The sequence below is a fragment of the Frondihabitans sucicola genome (assembly GCF_030296615.1).
Taxonomy (GTDB): Bacteria; Actinomycetota; Actinomycetes; order Actinomycetales; family Microbacteriaceae; genus Frondihabitans; species Frondihabitans sucicola.
This window is the reverse complement of record NZ_AP027732.1, coordinates 3150480-3168777: the sequence shown is the minus strand read 5'-3', so window position 1 is coordinate 3168777 and position 18298 is coordinate 3150480. Positions and strand designations below refer to the sequence as shown.

Genomic DNA, 18298 nt, shown 5'->3' with positions numbered 1-18298 from the left:
CCCCGTTCTCCGCAGAGGGACGGGGCGTTCGTGGTGCTACTATTACTGTGCAGTCTGCTCAGCAGGCTGACTTCGCGTGCCCAGCGACTCTCCGAGTCGCGCACCGGCCTCCACATCCACTCGGTCCTTTCACAAGGCGGATGCGTGCCCGGGCACCAGGCAGAGGCGACCGACCGGTCGTCCATTCAACCGAAAAGACGTGCGCGTCCGCGTGCGTAGAACAGGAGAACGGCCATGGCCGTCGTCACCATTCGCCAGCTGCTCGACAGCGGCGTCCACTTCGGACACCAGACCCGTCGCTGGAACCCGAAGGTCAAGCGCTTCATCCTCGCCGAGCGCTCCGGCATCCACATCATCGACCTCCAGCAGTCGCTCGGCTACATCGACAAGGCGTACGACTTCGTCAAGGAGACGGTCGCCCACGGCGGCACCATCCTCTTCGTCGGCACCAAGAAGCAGGCTCAGGGGTCCATCTCCGAGCAGGCCATCCGCGTCGGTCAGCCGTTCGTCAATCAGCGCTGGCTCGGTGGGCTCCTGACCAACTTCCAGACGGTCTCGAAGCGCCTCGCCCGCATGAAAGAGCTCGAAGAGATCGACTTCGACGACACCACCCAGGGCTTCACCAAGAAAGAGCTCCTGATCAAGAAGCGTGAGCTCGACAAGCTGCACAAGACGCTCGGTGGTATCCGCAACCTCACCAAGACGCCGTCCGCCCTCTGGGTCGTCGACACGAAGAAAGAGCACCTCGCGATCGACGAGGCCAAGAAGCTGGGCATCCCGGTCATCGGCATCCTCGACACCAACTGCGACCCCGACGAGATCCAGTTCCCGATCCCGGGCAACGACGACGCGATCCGCTCCGTCGGTCTGCTGACGCGCATCGTCGCCGACGCCGCCGCCGAGGGTCTCATCCAGCGTCACCAGAAGCCCGAGGCCGAAGGCGCCCCCGTCGAGCCCCTCGCCGAGTGGGAAGCCGAGCTTCTCGCCCAGACGACCGAGGCCGACGACAAGGAGGCCGTCGAGCTCCGCGAGGCCGTGCGCTCCGTGGGTGCCACCACCGACGCTCCCGAGCCCACCGCCGAGAACGACGCCGACGCGCAGGTCGCCGACAAGGCGATCGGGGAGCCCGTCGCCGAGCCGGTCGCAGAAGCCGATCCTGAGGTCGCGAACGCCGTCGACCCCGAGGCCGCTGCCATCGACGCCGCTGCGGACGCCAAGTAACACACCCTTTTCCTCCCAGTAAGCCTGATCCACGAAAGGTGGGCACATCTATGGCCAACTACTCCCTGGCAGATGTCAAAGAGCTGCGCGACCGCCTCGGCGCCGGCATGCTCGACAGCAAGAACGCGCTCGTCGAGGCCGACGGCGACCTCGAGAAGGCGATCGAGATCCTTCGCGTCAAGGGCCTCAAGGGTGTCGCGAAGCGCGAAGGTCGCATCACGACCGCGGGCCTCGTCACAGCCAAGGCGGGCACCGGTTCGGCGACCTTGATCGAGCTCGCGAGCGAGACCGACTTCGTCGCGAAGAACGACAAGTTCGTCGCTCTGGCCGAGACCGTTCTCGACGCCGTCGCCGCCGCAGGCGCCGACAGCGCCGAGGCCGGCAACGCGGCTTCGGCCGGCAGCCAGACCGTCGGCGAGCTCGTCAACGACGAAGCCGCCCTCCTCGGCGAGAAGATCGAGCTCCGCACGGTCGCCTCCGTGAAGGGCGACGAGTTCGCGATCTACCTCCACAAGACCTCCAAAGACCTGCCTCCGCAGGTCGGCGTGGTCGTGGGGTACACCGGTGGCGACGCCGAGACCGCTCGCTCGATCGCTCAGCACATCGCCTTCGCCGCTCCGAAGTTCCTGAGCCGCGACGAGGTCCCGGCCGACGAGGTCGCCCGTGAGCGCGCCATCGTCGAGGAGACCGCGAAGAACGAGGGCAAGCCCGAGGCCGCCCTGCCGAAGATCATCGAAGGACGCCTCACCGGTTTCTTCAAGGAGATCGCCCTCCTCGACCAGCCGTACGCCAAAGACTCGAAGCAGTCGGTGCAGAAGGTGCTCACCGAGGCGGGCATGACCATCACGGGCTTCGCCCGAGTCAAGGTCGGCGCGTAACACAGTGGTGACTGGGGCCCACGACGAGAAATCGTCGGGGGCCCCATTTCTCTGCCGAAAATCGGCCGTGACGAACGACGGAGCGCCAGTTCTCCGCCCCCAAAACTGGATAGCCTGACACAAGCCATCACGAGGGAGACGACCCACCCATGAAGACACCCAAGACCAACCGCAGGCGCGTCCTCCTCAAACTCTCGGGGAGGCCTTCGGCGGCGGCTCTCTCGGCGTCAATCCCGACGTGGTCAGCGCCCTCGCTCAGGAGATCGCCGAGGCGTCGGCCGAGGTCGAGGTCGCCATCGTCGTCGGCGGCGGCAATTTCTTCCGCGGCGCCGAACTCAGCCAGCGCGGCATGGATCGTGGCCGTGCCGACTACATGGGGATGCTGGGAACCGTCATGAACGCCCTCGCCCTTCAAGACTTCCTCGAGCAGGCGGGAGCCGCGACCCGCGTCCAGTCGGCCATCTCGATGACCCAGGTCGCAGAGCCGTACATTCCCCGCCGAGCCGGTCGCCACCTCGAGAAGGGCCGCATCGTCATCTTCGGTGCGGGGGCGGGTCTTCCGTACTTCTCGACCGACACGGTCTCGGCCCAGCGCGCTCTCGAGATCGGTGCCGACGAGGTCCTGGTGGCCAAGAACGGCGTGGACGGCGTCTACTCGGCCGACCCTCGCAAAGATCCCTCGGCCAAGAAGCTCGACAAGCTCACGTACCAGGAGGCGCTCGTGCAGGGCCTCAAAGTCGTCGACTCCACCGCGTTCAGCCTCTGCATGGACAACGGCATGCCGATGCACGTCTTCGGCATGGAGGGCGACGGCAACGTGGCTCGCGCGATCCGCGGCGAACGCATCGGAACTCTCGTCAGCAACTGACCGGCGCGCGGCGAAGCGGTCGACGACCGGCCTCGTCCACCCGGGTAAGCTGACGGAGACATAAGGAGCATTGTGGCGATCACTGACGTACTCACCGAGACCAGAGACAAGATGGGCAAGGCCGTCGAGGTCGCTAAAGACGACTTCAACACGGTTCGTACCGGCCGGATCAACCCGGCCCTGTTCCAGAAGATCCCGGTCGACTACTACGGCACCCCGACGCCCCTCGCGCAGCTGGCGTCGCTGCAGGCACCCGAGGCGCGCACCCTCATCGTCACTCCGTACGACAAGACGGCTCTGAAAGAGATCGAGCGCGCCATCGCGACGTTCCCGAACCTCGGTGCCAGCCCGACGAACGACGGCACGATCGTCCGAGTGACGATCCCCGAGCTCACTCAGGATCGCCGCAAAGAGTTCGTCAAGATCGTCAAGGGCAAGGGCGAAGACGCCAAGGTCGCGATCCGCAACATTCGCCGCCGCGCGAAAGACGACCTCGACGCGCAGAAGACCGAGGTCGGAGACGACGAGGTCGCTCGCGCCGAGAAAGAGCTCGAGGCGATCACGAAGAGCCACGTCGACTCCATCGACGAAGCCCTCAAGAAGAAAGAAGCGGAGCTGCTCGAAGTCTGATGGACACCGTGCCCTCAGAACCCGATCGCTCGTCCGACGACGGCCACGGGCCGGAACATCCCGCGTCTCGACGCGCCGAGTTCGATGCGCGCGCCCAGGGCGCACGCCACGACCTCGAGGCCCAGTTGCGCGCCCAGCGCGCACGGATCGAAGCGGGCAATGAGAAACTGACGGCGCGAACCGGGCGCAATCTCCCCGCCGCGATCGGCATCGGCATCGGGCTGGGCGGTTCCGTCCTGGTCAGCCTGATCCTCATCAAGTCGCTCTTCATGATCGTCGCGGCGGTCCTGATCTTCTTCATGGTGATCGAGCTCACGAGCGCTCTGCGCTTCGCAGGTCGCAACGTCCCGCGGGTCCCCAGTGCCATCGCGGGCGTCGCCGTCGTCCCGGCCGCCTTCTTCTGGGGTGCCGAGGGGCAGTGGCTCACGCTGCTCGGAGGCATCGTCTTCATTTCCCTCTGGCGTCTCGGCTCCGCGCTGGCGCCGGGGCACCGGTCCAGCGCCGTCGACCTCTGGCGTGATCTGGGAACGGGTGCGTTCGTCCAGATCTACACGACGTTCCTCGGGTCCTTCCTGGTCCTCCTGACCGCTCAGAAGGGCGGCCAGTGGTGGGCCCTCGGGGCGCTCATCATCGTCATCGCGGTCGACACCGGGGCCTACGCGACGGGCCTCAACTTCGGCAAGCACCCGATGGCGCCGCGCATCAGCCCCAAGAAGACGTGGGAGGGCTTCGCAGGATCCCTCGCGGCCGCCATGATCGCGGGCGTCCTGATCTCGCTCTTCATGATCCACGAGCCGTGGTGGCTGGGAATCGTGCTCGGCGCCGTCCTGACCCTGACGGCCACCGTGGGCGACCTGACCGAGTCGCTCATCAAGCGCGACCTCGGCATCAAAGACATCTCGACCTGGCTCCCCGGCCACGGCGGGTTCCTCGACCGCCTCGACAGCACACTGCCGTCGGCGGTCGTCGCCTACGCGATCTTCCTCATCGTCACCTGACGCGCCGCGCTACCAGGCGGTCCTCGTCCGGCTCGGAGGCTTTGTACGGCACAATGGGCGCGTGAGTTCGACATTTCCGAAAGTGACCGGGTCAAAGCGCGGATACGACGTCAAGCAGGTCGAAGACTTCCTGCTCGAGGCGCGCGAGACGTATTCGGGCGGCGAGTCCGGCACCGTGAGCGCCGAGAGCATCCGTCGGATGGCGTTCGGCATGGTCAAGGGCGGTTACTCGCCCGAGCACGTCGACTCGGCCCTCGAGCGGCTGGAGGACGCCTTCGCGACGCGCGAGCGGGAGCGCGTGCTCCGCGACACGGGTGACGACACGTGGTTCTCCGAGGCGCGGGCCACGGCCGAAGCCTTGGTGAGCCGTCTCGAACGCCCCGAGGGGCACCGGTTCGATCGCGTGTCGTTCCTGTCGACCGGCTACCACCCCAAAGACGTCGATCGCCTCGTCACGCGCCTCAAGGGGTACTTCTCCGAGGGCAAGGCCCTCAGTATCGAAGAGGTCCGGACCAGTGTCTTCCGGCCGAAACGGGGCGGCTACCGCGAGGCCCAGGTCGATCTCGTCCTCGACTCCGTCGTCGATGTGATGCTAGCCGTTCGGTGAGTCGCCCTTTGCTCCTCGTGATCTGTCCGTTATAGTTATCGAACTTATGGGTAGGCACGCGGCAGTTCACGTATCCGGTAAGGCTCGTTCACCTCGCATCCACGATGCGACGTCCGAAGGGCGCTCCAGCCGGTCGGCCGTTCCGAGACCCCACGTGGCGCAGGCGCATCGGCCGGTCAGCGTGTACCGGCCGGTCAGACGTGTCTCTCCGGCGACTACCGTGTCGGCGTCGTTCCAGCGTCCTCCGCGCGTTCGTAAGCGCGTGATCCTGCCCCTCATCGGTTTTGCTGCGACGTTCGCCTTCGTGTCCGGTTCGCTGGTCAATCCTCTTTCGGGCGCCTACGCGTCGACGAGCGCTCCGTCGACTGCGGTTCCGACCGCCACGGGCGCCGGCTACGCCGTCCAAGGCCAGAGCTACACCGCCGCGTCCGGCGGAGAGGTCTCGACCAGCCGCGACGCCTACACGGTCGAGTACACGGCCCCCGTGGTCGCCAAGCCGAAGGTGGCCGCCACGGTCAAGGCGTCGACCACGTCGTCGGGTGCCGCGGCGGCGACGACGCCGACTGCGCCCGTCGCTGCGGCCGCAACTCCGGGCAGCGCCCAGGCCGTCGGCGCCCAGCTTGTCGCCGCTCGTGGCTGGGGCACCGACCAGTACAACTGCCTCGTCTCCCTCTGGAACCGCGAGTCCGGGTGGAACGTCTACGCCTCCAACCCTTCGGGTGCCTATGGCATCCCGCAGGCGCTCCCCGGCAGCAAGATGGCTTCCGTCGGCGCCGACTGGCAGACCAGCGCAGCGACGCAGATCACGTGGGGCCTGAACTACATTCAGGGTCGCTACGGCACTCCCTGTGGTGCGTGGGCTCACTCGCAGTCGTTCAACTGGTATTGATCGGTATCGCCGCTCGCTGGTGAGCGGGGCCGACGGCTTCGGCACGGCGACCGACCGCTCCTTCGTGCCCGACAAGCAGTCGGTGTCCTAATAGGCTGGATGGCATGCCCCGCAGCAACCGACCCCGTCGCCCCTCCGGGCCGCGTGACGAGTCGGTCGCCGAGGCGAGGTCAGATCTCTCTCGGATCCTCTATGGCGGTCAGCACACCGAAGTGAGGCACGGTCGCGAGTACACGGTGCAGGCGATCGCCGGCACCTCGTCGTCCAAGCCGTACGTGTGCCCATCGTGTTCGTTGAGCATCGAGCCGGGTACGCCGCACATGGTGATCTGGAGGGCCGACGGACTCTTCGGTGAGGAGGCCGACCTGGCCGCGCGGCGGCACTGGCACACGCACTGCTGGAGGATCTTCTGAGCGACACGAGCGACACGAGCGACACGAGCCGGACGGCTCACGCGGAGATCGAGATCCGGGGCGGCGTCGAATTGCCCGCCACGCGCACCGACATCGAGCTCCACACCGAAGACGGCCTGACGCTGGTCGGCGAACTCGCCGTGCCGAAAGACCGCGCGCCCGTGGCGACGCTCCTCACCCTGCACCCGCTGCCGACGGCCGGCGGGTTCATGGACTCCCACATCATCCGCAAGGCCGCGGCCCGCCTGCCGGCGCTGGCCCATCTCGCGGTCCTGCGTTTCAATTTCCGGAGCGCCTCGTCGCCTCGCGGGCGCAGCGAGGGAGAATTCGGCGACGGTGAGACGGAGCAGTTCGACCTGGCCGCTGCAGTGGCGTTCGTCGCTGCACAGGGGCTTCCCACTCCGTGGCTGGTCGGTTGGTCGTTCGGCACCGAGGTGGCGCTGAAGCACGGCCGACAGCACGAGGTCGCCGGGCTGATCCTGCTCTCCCCGCCTCTGCGCCGAACCAGCGACGACGAGCTGGCCCGCTGGGCCGGAACCCCGCATCCGTTCGTTGCCGTCGTGCCCGAGTTCGACGATTTCCTCCGACCGGCCGAAGCGCGTGAGAAGTTCGCCGCTGTGCCCGAGGCGACGCTCGTCGAAGTCGAGGGCGGCAAGCACCTGTGGGTGGGGGAGTCGCAGACGCGCCGCGTCCTCGACGAGATCGTGCGTGTCGTCAACCCGGACGCACTCCCCTCCCCGAGGTGTGGCGGTCCTGAGCCGGGCCCCTAGCGTTCGTTCTGACGCGGGATGATGACTTCTCGCACGATGAGGAGGATCGCCGCCGCGACGGGGACCGCGATCAAAGCGCCGAGCACTCCGAGCAGCGTGCCGCCGACCAGGGCGGCGATGATGACGAGGACGCCGGGAACCTTCACAGCTCGTCGCATCACGCGTGGCGCGAGGACGTACGCCTCGACCTGCATGTAGACGAGGTACCAGATGGCCAGAGCGATCCAGGTCGCCGGCGAGAGCGGCAGCAGGGCGACCTGAGCCAGCACGATGACCGCTGCGGCGCTCACCGTGCCGACCAGGGGGATCAGCGCCCCGATGAAGGCGATGAACGCGAAGAAGGCCGGAAGCTGGGCGTGCGCGATCGAGAGCACGATGAAGCTCAGGATGCCGTTCAACAGGGCGAGGGCCACCTGACCGATCACGTACCGGCCCACCGAGGCGCTGATGGCGTCGGCGATCCGGGCGAACTCCGTGCGGCTCGACTTCTGGACGAGCTGGTAGAGACCGTGTTTCATGCTGTTCAGCGATGCCATGAAGTAAAGGGTCAGGATCAGCACGATGAGGGTTCCGGCGAGACCGTTCGAGATCGCGACACCGACGGCGAGGACACCACCGCCGATCGTGACGATGTTCTTCGGGTCGGTCAGGAAGTCGACCACCGTGTTGAGGCCGCTCTGGACGTTGAAGACGTTCTTGGGCACGAGCGACTGCAGGTTGTCGACGAACTGCTTGGCCGTGACGCTCTGCAGGTAGCTGGCGAGGTTGTTGACCAGGTCGGTGGTCTGGCTGACGATGGTGGGCACGATGGCGAACACCACGCCGACGAAGGCCAGCAGGACCGCGACCATGACGATGGTGATCGCGAGCGGCCTCGGCACGCGGCGCGTCTCGAACCACTGCACGACCGGATCCAGACCGAGCGCGAGGAACAGGGCTACGCCGACGTAGGTGAGGATCGTCGAGAGCTCGCCGATGGCCGTCCCGATGACGACTGCCGTGAGAACCCCCAGGCCTCCGAAGAGACCCAATCGGTAGGGGTTGACGATTCTCACTCCGGTGAGACCTGGTCGATCTGGGTCACCATGCCACGGAGGTTCTCGAAGTAGGTGGCCACGGAGTCGCGCTCGTGATTGATGGCTGCGAGGCGCTCTTCGGCGTCACCGAGGAGGTCGCGGGCCTGCCGTTCGGCGTCGGACACGATGAACTCGGCGCGGGACTGCGCGTTGCTCAGCGTCTCGGCGGCGACCCGCTCGGAGTCGGAGCGAGTCTTCCGCGCCTGAGAGTAGGCGTTCTCCTCAGCCGTGCGTGATTCGCGGCGCTTGGCTTCGGCGCGCGCCGTGACATCGGCCAGCTGTGCGTTGGCCTCGTCGAGGAACTGCTGCGTCTCTGCGACGGCCGCGTGGTGACGGTCGACGAAATCGCTCTCGGCCTCGTCCCGACGCGTCGCCAGTTCGACCGCGAGGGCGCTCCTGGCGTCCTCCGCCTCGCGTTCGAGGACGGCCCGGACGCGCTCGCGTTCGGCGCGGATCTCGGCATCGAGGGTCTCTCGCTCGTTGAGGAGACGAGCGCGCTGCTCTTCGTCGTCGTGAGCGAGTCGGGCGCGCGTCTCCGCCAGGTCGGCGGCGAGGTCCGCCTGCGCGCGTTCCGCCTCTGCGGCAAGGCGCGCCGCCTGCTCGGCGGTCTCGCGCTCGAGGCGCTCTTTCGTCTGGGCGACGTCGCGCTCGAGCTGCTCTCGCGTCTGAGTCGTCGTCCGCTCGATCTCTTCGCGGCTCGCCTCGCGCGCGGCCTCGATGTCGGCGTGGGCCTCTTCGACCTCGCGGTCGAGGTCGGCTCTGGTGGTCTCGGCTTCGCGCTCGAGCGCCTGACGGGTCGTGGCGGCGTCGTTCTCCAGGGCGGCACGTGCGGCGGTGATCTCGCGGTCGAGGTCGGCGCGCTGATTGGCGGCGTCGTCGTCGAGTTCGGCGCGCGTGCCGAGGACTTCGCGGTCGAGGGCGTCGCGGCGGGCGGCGACCTCGCGGTCGAGCTCGGCGCGGGTCGACTCGTCGAGTCGTGCGAGGTCGTCGCGGATCGTGACTCCCTCGAGTTCGAGGTCGGCGCGCTGGCGCTCGGTGTCGCTGACGAAGCGGGCTCGCGACTCTTCCGTCTGGCGAGCGAGGTCGGCCGCGCCGTCGCGGGCTTCGGCGACCTCGGCGGCGACAGCGGCGCGGAGGTCGGTGACTTCGCGTTCGGCCTCGGCGCGGAGGGCGGCCGCTTCGCGTCGCGCCGTCGCGAGGGCTTCAGCGGCCTCCGTCGAGGCGGTGGTGCGGATGGCCGCGGCGTCGCGCTCGGCCTCGGTGATCGTCGTTTCGGCGTCGGCCTTCGCGCGCGCGACCAAACGGTCGGCCTCGCCGGTCGACTCCTCGATCTGTGCCGCAGCGCGTCCCTGGCGTCGTCGAGGATGTCGGCGGCTCGTTCGCTGGCCTCTTCGGTGACGCGCTGGGCTTCGTCCGCGGTCGAGGTGCGAAGGGAGGAGGCCTCGCGCTCGGTCTTCGCGATGAGGTCGTTGGACTGCTCTTCGGCGAGGCGGAGGGTGTTCTCCAGCTTCGCGCCGAGGCCCTTGTAGCTCGGCTCGCCGACCTCCTCGAGCTCCTGCTCGAGCTCGTCGACGCGCTGCGCGAGCTGCTTGGTCTCGTTGGACTGCTCCGCGCGGTCGTTGTTCGCCTTGATCAGCTCGCGGCGAAGGTCTTGAAGAGCCTTCTCGACCTCTTCTTTCTTGTAGCCGCGAAGTTCTGTTCCGAATTCAGCCTCATCAGTGGCCACGATGTCTCCCTGTGGGTGGTTGGGGCGAGCCCTGGATACGGCAAGGCACGTTGACGATGAACGAGTGGACGGCTCACCGGTCGAAGGCGAACCTTCGTATTTTAGCGGGATCGGGCCGCTCGCCGCGCTGGCTAGGTTGCTCCCAGAGACGTCGGCTATCCTGAAACGTCTTAAATTCGCTGCCGCCAGTTCCCGGATGGTGGCACGAAGGGAGAATCACTGTGCGCTTCGTCTTTGCCGTCGTGACCCTGGTGGTGGCGGCTCTGCTCGTCCTGCTCGGTCTCGCGCAACGAACGGTCTTCGCTCCACCCGATTCGGTCACGTCGTCGATCTCGATGAAGTCGGACGCCCCGATCACCGTCATCCCGGCGAAGGCCCTCAAGGGGATCCCCGGGCGCGAGAGCATCCACATCGCGGGCGGCTCGAAGGCGTTCGCGGCGTACGCCCGCTCGACCGACATCAAGGGGTGGGTGGGCGACGCGAGCTACAACCAGGTGTCGTTCGACAAGGCCACGCAGAAACTCGTGACCAAGACCGTCCCCGGCAGCTCGACGACCCCCGATCCTGCCGATTCCGATCTCTGGTACGAGCAGTACACCGGGCCCGAACTCAACTTCTCCCTCGACGCACCCGACGACATCTCGCTGATCGTGGCCTCGGACGGAAGCGACCCGGCGCCGAAGACGGTCTCGGTCACCTGGCCGCTCTCGACGGCGACCCCGCTGGTCGGCCCGCTCCTCTCGGCCGGTCTGCTCGTCTTCATCATCGGCATCCTCCTCTTCGTCTGGGCCATTCGTCATCACCGTCGCACGCGGGGCCCGCGCCGCAACTCGGGCGGCGGTCGTACGAGGCTTCCTCGCTCGGAGCGTCGCGGCTCCGTGCGCTCCACGCGTCGGGCCGCGCTCGGCAGTGGTGCGGGGCGCGGAAGCCGCGGTCGACGCATGGTGGCCGTGGTTCCCGTCGTGCTCGTCGCGTCGCTCGGCCTGGCCGGTTGCTCGTCCGACTACTGGCCGCAGATCCAGTCGGGTGACTCCACGGCCGCTCCGACGCCCACCGCCTCGTCGACCGCGGTGCCGCAGGCGAGCGACCTCCAGCCGCCGGCCGTGACGGTGTCGCAGGCCACCAGGATCATCCAGCGCATCACCGCGGTCCAGACGCAGGCCGACAAGAACCTGGACGCAACCCTTGCCGGCACCCGCTTCACCGGGCCCGCCCTCGCTCAACGCACGGCCAACTACACGATCCGCAAGGCGGACAAGACCGCTGCCGCGCCGGTCACCATCCCGTCGGGCAAGATCACGTTGACCCTGCCGCAGCAGGTCGACTCGTGGCCGCGAACGGTGTTCGCCGTGGTGCAGGACGCCACGGCCGACACGAAGGTCTCACCCGTCGGTGTGATGCTGCTCCAGCAGACCGCTCGCGATCCCTACAAGGTCGACTATCTGGTGGGCCTCGAGGCCGGCGCGCAGATCCCGCGAGTCGCTCCCGCGAGCATCGGATCGGCTCGACTCGCACCCGATGTCAAGCTCCTCACGATGGAGCCGGACAAGCTGGCCGGGGCCTACGCCGACATCCTCAAGAACTCCGACGCGAGTTCCGATGCGAAGTACTTCCAGAAGGACGGCGACACCCTCCGCGACAAGATCGGCAAGCCGTACAAAGACGCCAAGTCGGCGAAATTGCCGGCGACGGCCTCGATCGCCTACTCGAGCGAGACCGCCACCGACCCGAGCGTCGCCTTCGCGACGATCAACGCGGGCGCCATCGTCTCGGTGTCCCTCAACGAGATCGAGACGGTCAAACCGACGAAGCCCGGCGCGGAGGTCAACACCGAGGGCGAGGTCAAGTCGCTCAGCGGCGTCTCGAAGTCGACGAAGGGCCTCGTCGCCACCTACGGCGTCCAACTGCTCTTCTCCGTTCCCCCGGTCGGTTCGAGCGACAAGATCGTTCTGCTCGGTTTCAGTCAAGGTCTGATCTCAGCGAAAGAAGTGTCATGAGCAACGTTCCCCCGAGCGCCGCGAGCCTCCGCGGTGCAGTCGATCTCTCCTCCCTGGTGAATCGGGCGCAGGCCCCGACAGCGGGTCCCGGCGCCTCCGTCGACGGCGGGCCGGGGCCGGACGCCGGGGCTGACGCCCCGGTCGGCTCTCTGCCGTCCCTGGTCATCGACGTCACCGACGCCACCTTCTCGGCGGTCCTCGACCTGAGCAACACCGTCCCGGTCATCGTCGACATCTGGGCGGAGTGGTGCGGCCCCTGCAAGCAGCTGTCTCCGATCCTGGAGAAGCTCGTCGTCGAGTACGACGGCCGGTTCGTCCTGGCGAAGGTCGACGCCGACACGAACCCCCAGCTCACACAGGCGTTCCAGGCGCAGTCGATCCCGACCGTTGCCGCCGTCATCGGCGGGCGCCCCGTCTCGCTCTTCGTGGGCGCGCTCCCGGAGGCGCAGGTGCGCGACGTCTTCGAGCAGGTGCTTCAGCTCGCCGAGCAGAACGGCGTCACCGGGCGCGTAGCGGTCGAGGGCGGCGCGACCCCCGACGAGAGCGGCCCGGCCGCCGAGCCCGAGCCGGAGCCCCTGCCTCCGCACCACCAAGACGCCTACGACGCTATCGAGAAGGGCGACTACGCCGCGGCTCAGGCGGCCTACCGCACCGCGATCGCTCAGGACCCGCGCGATCAGCTGGCGGTCGCCGGGCTGGCCCAGGTCTCGTTGCTGGCCCGTCTGCAGGGCGTCACGATGGCCGATGTCCGCAGTGCTGCCGCGGCCGCGCCGAACGACCTGGAGGCGCAGCTGGCGGTGGCCGACCTCGATGTCAGCGGCGGCCACGTCGACGACGCCTTCGACCGCGTCCTGACCGTGTTTCCGACTCTCGATCCTGCGGCTAAAGACGTCGCCCGCACGCGACTGCTCGAGTACTTCGAGATCGTCGGCACGGACGCCCCCTCGGTCGTGGCCGCGCGCCGTCGGCTGACGATGCTGCTCTACTGAGCGCTCGTTCCGCCCGCCGGGCCGCGCCGCCCTCGACCCGCCCCGCCTCGCCCCCGCCTCGCCCCGCCCCTCCCGAAATCGAAGGGGATTCTCGGTCTTCGCCCCCGACATCGGCATGAAGTCGCCGAGTCGGGGCAGATCCCCTTCGATTTCGGGAGAAGCAAGAGCGGCGGGAGAAGCAGGAGCGGCGGGAGAGGCGGGAGCCGCAGGGCAGCGCAGGATCAGCGCGCGAGCTTGAGCCAGATGACACCGAGCGGCGGCAACTGCACCTCCGCCGACGACGGGCGGCCTGCCCACGGGTCGTCCGTTGCGGTCACGCTGCCGAAGTTCCCGACGCCCGAGCCGCCGTACTCACCGGCATCGGTGTTCAGGATCTCGTGCCACACGCCCGCCTCGGGAAGCCCGAGACGCATCCGCACCGGCTGGCCGGAGAAGTTGGCGAACACGGCGATCTTGTCGCCGTCCGACGACTTGCGGAGGAAGGCCACCACGCTGTCCTGGGCGGCACCGCCGTCGATCCACTCGAACCCGTCGTTGTCGAAATCGCGCTCCCAGAGCGCTTCCTCCTCGCGGTACACGAGGTTGAGCCGGCGGACGAGCGAGTGCAGGCCCTGGTGCGTCGGCTGGTCGAGCACCCACCAGTCGAGTCCGCGCTGCTCGCTCCACTCCGACGGCTGGCCGAACTCGGACCCCATGAAGAGCAACTGCTTGCCGGGGTGACCCCACATGAAAGCGAGGTAGGCGCGGACGTTGGCGAGTTTCTGCCACTCGTCGCCCGGCATCTTGGTGAGCAGGGAGCCCTTGCCGTGCACGACCTCGTCGTGGCTGATCGGGAGGAGGAAGTTCTCGCTGAACGCGTAGACGAACGAGAAGGTGATCTCGTTGTGGTGGTAGCTGCGGTACATGGGGTCGCGCGAGACGTACTCGAGGCTGTCGTGCATCCAGCCCATGTTCCACTTGAGGCCGAAGCCGAGGCCGCCCTCGCTCGTGGGGCGGGTGACGCCCGGCCACGAGGTCGACTCCTCGGCGATCATCATGATGCCCGGGTTGCGCTTGTAGGCCGTGGCGTTCGCCTCCTGCAGGAAGCCGATCGCTTCGAGATTCTCTCGGCCGCCGAACTTGTTCGGCACCCACTCCCCGTCGTTCCTGCTGTAGTCGAGGTACAGCATCGAGGCGACGGCGTCGACGCGCAGCCCGTCGATGTGGAACTCTTCGAGCCAGTAGAGGGCGTTGGCGACCAGGAAGTTCCGGACGTGGGAGTCGCCGAAGTTGAACACGAGGGTTCCCCAGTCGGGTTGCTCGCCGAGCCGGGGGTCGCTGTGCTCGTAGAGGGCCTGGCCGTCGAACTTCGCCAAGGCCCACTCGTCTTTCGGGAAGTGGCCGGGCACCCAGTCCATGATGACGCCGATGCCGGCCTGGTGCAGCCGGTCGATGAGGTACTTGAGATCGTCGGGTGTGCCGAAGCGGGAGGTGGGCGCGTAGTAGCCGGAGACCTGATAACCCCACGAGCCGCCGAAGGGGTGCTCGGCGAGGGGCATGAACTCGACATGCGTGAAGCCGAGGTCGCCCACGTAGGCGATCAGGTGGTCGGCGAGCTCACGGTACGAGAGACCGGGCCTCCAGGATCCGACGTGGAGCTCGTACACGCTGAGCGGCCTGGTCGTCGGCTCCGTCCGGCCGCGGGCGGTCATCCAGTCGGCGTCCGCCCACTCGTGGGTCGACGAGGTGATCACGGAGGCCGTGGACGGCGGGACCTCGGCCTGGCGTGCCATGGGATCGGCCCGCTCGACCCAGCGGCCGTCGGCGCTCAGGATCTCGTACTTGTAGGTGCCCTGCGTGAGGCCAGGCACGAAGAGCTCCCAGATTCCGTTGCCGTCGAGTCGTCGCATCGCGTGCGCGATGCCGTACCAGCCGTTGAAGTCTCCTTTGACCCGCACGGCCTGAGCGTGCGGAGCCCAGACCGAGAACGCGGTCCCAAGAGTGTCCTGGTGTGTCCTGACGTGTGAGCCGAACACCTGCCACAGGTTCTCGTGGCGGCCCTCGCCGAACAGGTACAGGTCGACCTCGCCGACCGTCGGCCAGAACCGGTACGGGTCGTCGGCGATCCAGGGCGGGGAGCCCTCGTAGCCGGCCTCGATGCGGTACGCGCCGGGCTCGATGATCGCCAGCGCCTCCCAGATGCCTTCAGCGACGTGCGCCATCGACAGGCGCGCGCCCGTCTCCAGGATCAGGGAGACGGATTCGGCCAGCGGGCGCAGCACCCGGACGAGAACTCCGGAGTCGATGTGGTGCGGCCCGAGGACGGTGTGGGGGTGAGGGTGGCTCCCGACGGCGACGAGGTGGGCCTCGTGCCGGTCGAGAGCGGGGATCACCAGGGTGTCGTGGCTCATGCTGCTCCTCCTAGGGGGTGCGATTGAAGTCGACGCTGAGGATGTGGGCCGGTTCGACGAAGGCGTCGAGACGCACGTAGTTGTCATCGGTCCAGGTCCAGGTCGCCTGGGTGATCAGGTCACGGACGAGGAACCGGCTGCCCGGAGGAAGTCCGAGGGCGGTCAGGTCGAGGTGCACCGTCGTCTCGCGGGCGGAGTGCGGGTCGGTGTTCGCCACGACGATGAGAGCGTCGGAGCGGCCGGAGCGCGTGTGGCGGCCGTCGAGGTACTTCGAGAACACCAGGATCGCGTCGTCGTCGCTGCCGTGGACGCGGAGGTTCCGCAGCTGGCGCAGGGCCGGGTGCTGCGATCGGATCCGGTTCAGCTGGGTCAGGTAGGGGGCGATCGAGGCGCCTGCCGCCTCTTCGGCGGCCCAGTCCCGAGGTTTGAACTCGTACTTCTCGTTGTTGATGTTCTCTTCCGAGCCGGGGCGAGCGACGTTCTCGATCAGTTCGTACCCCGAATAGACGCCCCAGGTCGGTGACGCCGTCGCGGCGATCGCTGCGCGCACCTTGTAGGCGGGCACCCCGCCGTACTGCAGATAGGGCGTCAGGATGTCGTGAGTGTTGACGAAGAAGTTCGGTCGGAACCACGCGCTGGTCTCGTCGGAGACCTCCCGGAGGTACTCCTCGAGCTCCCACTTCTCGTTCCGCCAGGTGAAGTAGGTGTACGACTGCTGGAAACCGACCTGGGCCAGCGATTGCATCATCGCCGGCTTCGTGAACGCTTCTGCCAGGAAGACCACTTCGGGGTGGTCCTGTCGAACGTCTTCGAGGAGCCACTCCCAGAAGTGGACGGGTTTCGTGTGGGGGTTGTCGACCCGGAAGATCGTCACGCCGCGGTCGATCCAGAGGCGGACGATGCGCAGGATCTCGCGGCTGATGCCCTCGTAGTCGTTGTCGAAGTTGAGCGGATAGATGTCCTGGTACTTCTTCGGAGGGTTCTCCGCGTAGGCGATGGTGCCGTCGGGCAGGGTCGTGAACCACTCCGGGTGCTCCTGCACCCAGGGGTGGTCGGGGGAGCACTGGAGGGCGAGGTCGAGAGCGAGCTCGAGGCCGACGCTCTTGGCGGCACCGACGAACCACTCGAAATCGGCGACCGTGCCGAGCTCGGGATGGACGGCGTCGTGGCCGCCGTCTTTCGAGCCGATCGCGTAGGGGAGCCCGGATCGTTCGGTCCGGCCTCCAGGCTGTTGTTGGGGCCCTTGCGGAACGTCGTGCCGATCGGGTGGACGGGAGGGATGTACACCACGTCGAACCCCATCCGCGAGATCGCGGGGAGCCGTCGCGCCGCGGTCCGGAAGGTGCCCGACTGCCAGGAGCCGTCGGGGAGCTTCTTGGCGCCCTCGCTGCGGGGGAAGAACTCGTACCAGCTCCCGACGCCGGCGCGCGCGCGCTCGACGCGCACCCTTTTCTTCGGGCTCGCGGTCACGAGGCTGGCGAGGGGCTGAGCGCCCAGAGCGGTGGCGAGGCGGCCGTCGGTCGCGACCCGGAGTCGGGCCGCGGGACTCAGCCCCGCGTTGCCGAGCGCTTTGGCGCCGTCGCGGAACAGGGCGGTCGCAGGATCGCGTCGTGCCGCTTTCTCGAGGAGGTCGCGGCCGGTCGCGAAGACGTTGTCGAGATCCTGCCCCAGCGGCACCTTGATCTCGGCGGCGTGAAGCCAGGTGGCCCAGTCGTCGGTCCAGGCCTCGACCCACCAGGTGTGGACGCCTTCGGCCTCGAACAGGTGATCGCTGCTCCACAGGTCGGTACCCGGGATACCCGGGGTCATCCGCGCTCGGGAGATCCCGCCCGAGGGGTCGGCCACGACCAGTGCCGCGTCGACGACGTCGTGCCCCTCCCGGAACACGGTGGCCTGGAAGGGGACCACCTCTCCGTGGAACGCCTTGGTGTCGAAGAGGTCGTCCGGTGTGCGCGGACGCAACCCCTGGATGGGGATTCGCCCGACTCGGGTTCCGGCTCTGGATTCTGATCGTGTCGCCACGCCTCGACCGTACCCGGTTGCGGCTCCGCCCGACGTCCGGGTCTCGTGGGGTACGTCCAGCCGACGTGCTGGAGCACCAATCGGGGTACAGAATCGTGTCCTCAATGCGGGGGATACGAAAATACCCCCGTTCTGGGTGCAGACCGACCGTTCGAGATCCTTGTCCGCACTATGGGGGACCAGTAATGTCGTCATCACGCCGAGAGCCAAACCCTCCCGGCGGAACCCGAGAACAACGTCGACGTCGACCGCACAGAAGCCGCCCGAAACGGCCAGGTGTTGCCCGAATCAGCACCGAACCAACTGCACCAAGACTTCACCCGAATGGGTCTTGTCGCAGGTGTGATCGTCCTGTCCTCAGCGCGCCCGAACGCGCGGAGGCCTGACCTCGACGCCGCCTCGCGCCCGAATCGCGAGACGGGAGAACGACGCATCGCCCCGGATACCCGATCCGGGGCGATGCGTCTTGCCGTGCCCGCGGTCAGGCGCCGCGGCCGGTCTTCTTCTGCAGGCGATCTATTTCTTCGCTGGCCTGCGCCTTGGTGAGGTCGGCCGAGATCTCCTCGCCCGCCTCACGTGCCAGTGTGTCGAGGTAGCTGCGCTGGGGTCCCGTGATGGGCTCGTCGCCGGTGACCCACTCCTCAGGGTCTTTCGAGGCGTCGTTCGCGGGGTCGGGATGCACGCCGCCGAGGGTCTCACCGCCTGCGTGCTCCTCGGCGGGGGTGTCGCGCGTCGGGTCGGGCCGGTCTGCTGTCGTGTCACTCATGCGCGCCACCGTACCCCGGCCCCTCCGAAGCTGTACCCCGTCGGCCGGGGCGACCAGG

Annotated in this window: 14 protein-coding genes and 3 pseudogenes; 11 read left to right on the top strand and 6 right to left on the bottom strand. The window is 67.8% G+C overall.

Annotated features, from left to right (window positions below):
- Window positions 1-234 precede the first annotated feature (234 nt).
- The 9 genes and pseudogenes from rpsB to QUE79_RS16270 all read left to right on the top strand — a co-directional run bounded on the left by rpsB (window position 235) and on the right by QUE79_RS16270 (window position 7274).
- Window positions 235-1221, top strand: coding sequence for a 30S ribosomal protein S2 (gene rpsB / locus QUE79_RS16310; RefSeq protein ID WP_286343993.1), 987 nt, complete (start codon window positions 235-237; stop codon window positions 1219-1221).
- A gap of 50 nt (window positions 1222-1271) precedes the next feature.
- Window positions 1272-2099 carry a translation elongation factor Ts gene (tsf, locus tag QUE79_RS16305; RefSeq protein ID WP_286343992.1) on the top strand — a complete coding sequence of 276 codons (828 nt, stop codon included), beginning with the start codon at window positions 1272-1274 and terminating at the stop codon, window positions 2097-2099.
- Between the two features lie 149 nt (window positions 2100-2248).
- Window positions 2249-2967 (top strand): annotated as a pseudogene (pyrH, locus tag QUE79_RS16300) (UMP kinase).
- Window positions 2968-3078: 111 nt separating this feature from the next.
- Window positions 3079-3597 (top strand): ribosome recycling factor, encoded by a 519-nt coding sequence (frr, locus tag QUE79_RS16295; protein WP_286346751.1) that lies wholly within the window; start codon window positions 3079-3081, stop codon window positions 3595-3597.
- Window positions 3597-4595 carry a phosphatidate cytidylyltransferase gene (locus QUE79_RS16290; RefSeq protein WP_434011012.1) on the top strand — a complete coding sequence of 333 codons (999 nt, stop codon included), beginning with the start codon at window positions 3597-3599 and terminating at the stop codon, window positions 4593-4595. Before frr ends, QUE79_RS16290 begins: the two co-directional genes overlap by 1 nt.
- Before the next feature lie 82 nt (window positions 4596-4677).
- Window positions 4678-5202 (top strand): DivIVA domain-containing protein, encoded by a 525-nt coding sequence (locus QUE79_RS16285; protein ID WP_286343991.1) that lies wholly within the window; start codon window positions 4678-4680, stop codon window positions 5200-5202.
- 262 nt (window positions 5203-5464) lie between these two features.
- A complete protein-coding gene (locus QUE79_RS16280; RefSeq protein WP_286343990.1) occupies window positions 5465-6091 on the top strand; it encodes an aggregation-promoting factor C-terminal-like domain-containing protein in 627 nt (208 codons plus the stop codon).
- 104 nt (window positions 6092-6195) lie between these two features.
- On the top strand, window positions 6196-6504 hold the full coding sequence (locus QUE79_RS16275) for an Rv1322 family protein (RefSeq protein WP_286343989.1): 309 nt from the start codon (window positions 6196-6198) through the stop codon (window positions 6502-6504).
- Window positions 6505-6551: 47 nt separating this feature from the next.
- Window positions 6552-7274: an alpha/beta hydrolase gene (locus QUE79_RS16270; protein WP_286346749.1), complete on the top strand. Its 723-nt coding sequence runs from the start codon at window positions 6552-6554 to the stop codon at window positions 7272-7274.
- Here the strand turns inward: QUE79_RS16270 and QUE79_RS16265 are convergent.
- The 3 genes and pseudogenes from QUE79_RS16265 to QUE79_RS25695 all read right to left on the bottom strand — a co-directional run.
- On the bottom strand, window positions 7271-8329 hold the full coding sequence (locus tag QUE79_RS16265; protein WP_286343988.1) for an AI-2E family transporter: 1059 nt from the start codon (window positions 8327-8329) through the stop codon (window positions 7271-7273). The genes QUE79_RS16270 and QUE79_RS16265 overlap by 4 nt on opposite strands.
- The gene (locus QUE79_RS16260) at window positions 8326-9651 is read right to left on the bottom strand and encodes a coiled-coil domain-containing protein (RefSeq protein WP_286343987.1); all 1326 of its coding nucleotides are present in this window, start codon (window positions 9649-9651) and stop codon (window positions 8326-8328) included. Before QUE79_RS16260 ends, QUE79_RS16265 begins: the two co-directional genes overlap by 4 nt.
- A gap of 89 nt (window positions 9652-9740) precedes the next feature.
- Window positions 9741-10076 (bottom strand): annotated as a pseudogene (locus tag QUE79_RS25695) (DivIVA domain-containing protein); the annotation flags it as partial.
- A 221-nt stretch (window positions 10077-10297) separates the two neighbouring features.
- Between QUE79_RS25695 and QUE79_RS16250 the strand changes: the two are divergent.
- Complete coding sequence (locus tag QUE79_RS16250; protein ID WP_286343985.1) at window positions 10298-12073, top strand: DUF8094 domain-containing protein; 1776 nt, start codon at window positions 10298-10300, stop codon at window positions 12071-12073.
- Window positions 12070-13062, top strand: a complete 993-nt coding sequence (locus QUE79_RS16245) for a tetratricopeptide repeat protein (protein ID WP_286343984.1) — start codon at window positions 12070-12072, stop codon at window positions 13060-13062. The genes QUE79_RS16250 and QUE79_RS16245 overlap by 4 nt, the downstream gene beginning before the upstream one ends.
- A gap of 221 nt (window positions 13063-13283) precedes the next feature.
- Here QUE79_RS16245 and glgB read toward each other — a convergent pair whose 3' ends face one another.
- The 3 genes and pseudogenes from glgB to QUE79_RS16230 all read right to left on the bottom strand — a co-directional run bounded on the left by glgB (window position 13284) and on the right by QUE79_RS16230 (window position 18240).
- Window positions 13284-15452 carry a 1,4-alpha-glucan branching protein GlgB gene (gene glgB / locus QUE79_RS16240; RefSeq protein WP_286343983.1) on the bottom strand — a complete coding sequence of 723 codons (2169 nt, stop codon included), beginning with the start codon at window positions 15450-15452 and terminating at the stop codon, window positions 13284-13286.
- 10 nt (window positions 15453-15462) lie between these two features.
- A pseudogene (locus QUE79_RS16235) lies at window positions 15463-17429 on the bottom strand (alpha-1,4-glucan--maltose-1-phosphate maltosyltransferase).
- 526 nt (window positions 17430-17955) lie between these two features.
- Window positions 17956-18240: a DUF3072 domain-containing protein gene (locus QUE79_RS16230; protein WP_286343982.1), complete on the bottom strand. Its 285-nt coding sequence runs from the start codon at window positions 18238-18240 to the stop codon at window positions 17956-17958.
- Window positions 18241-18298: the final 58 nt, after the last annotated feature.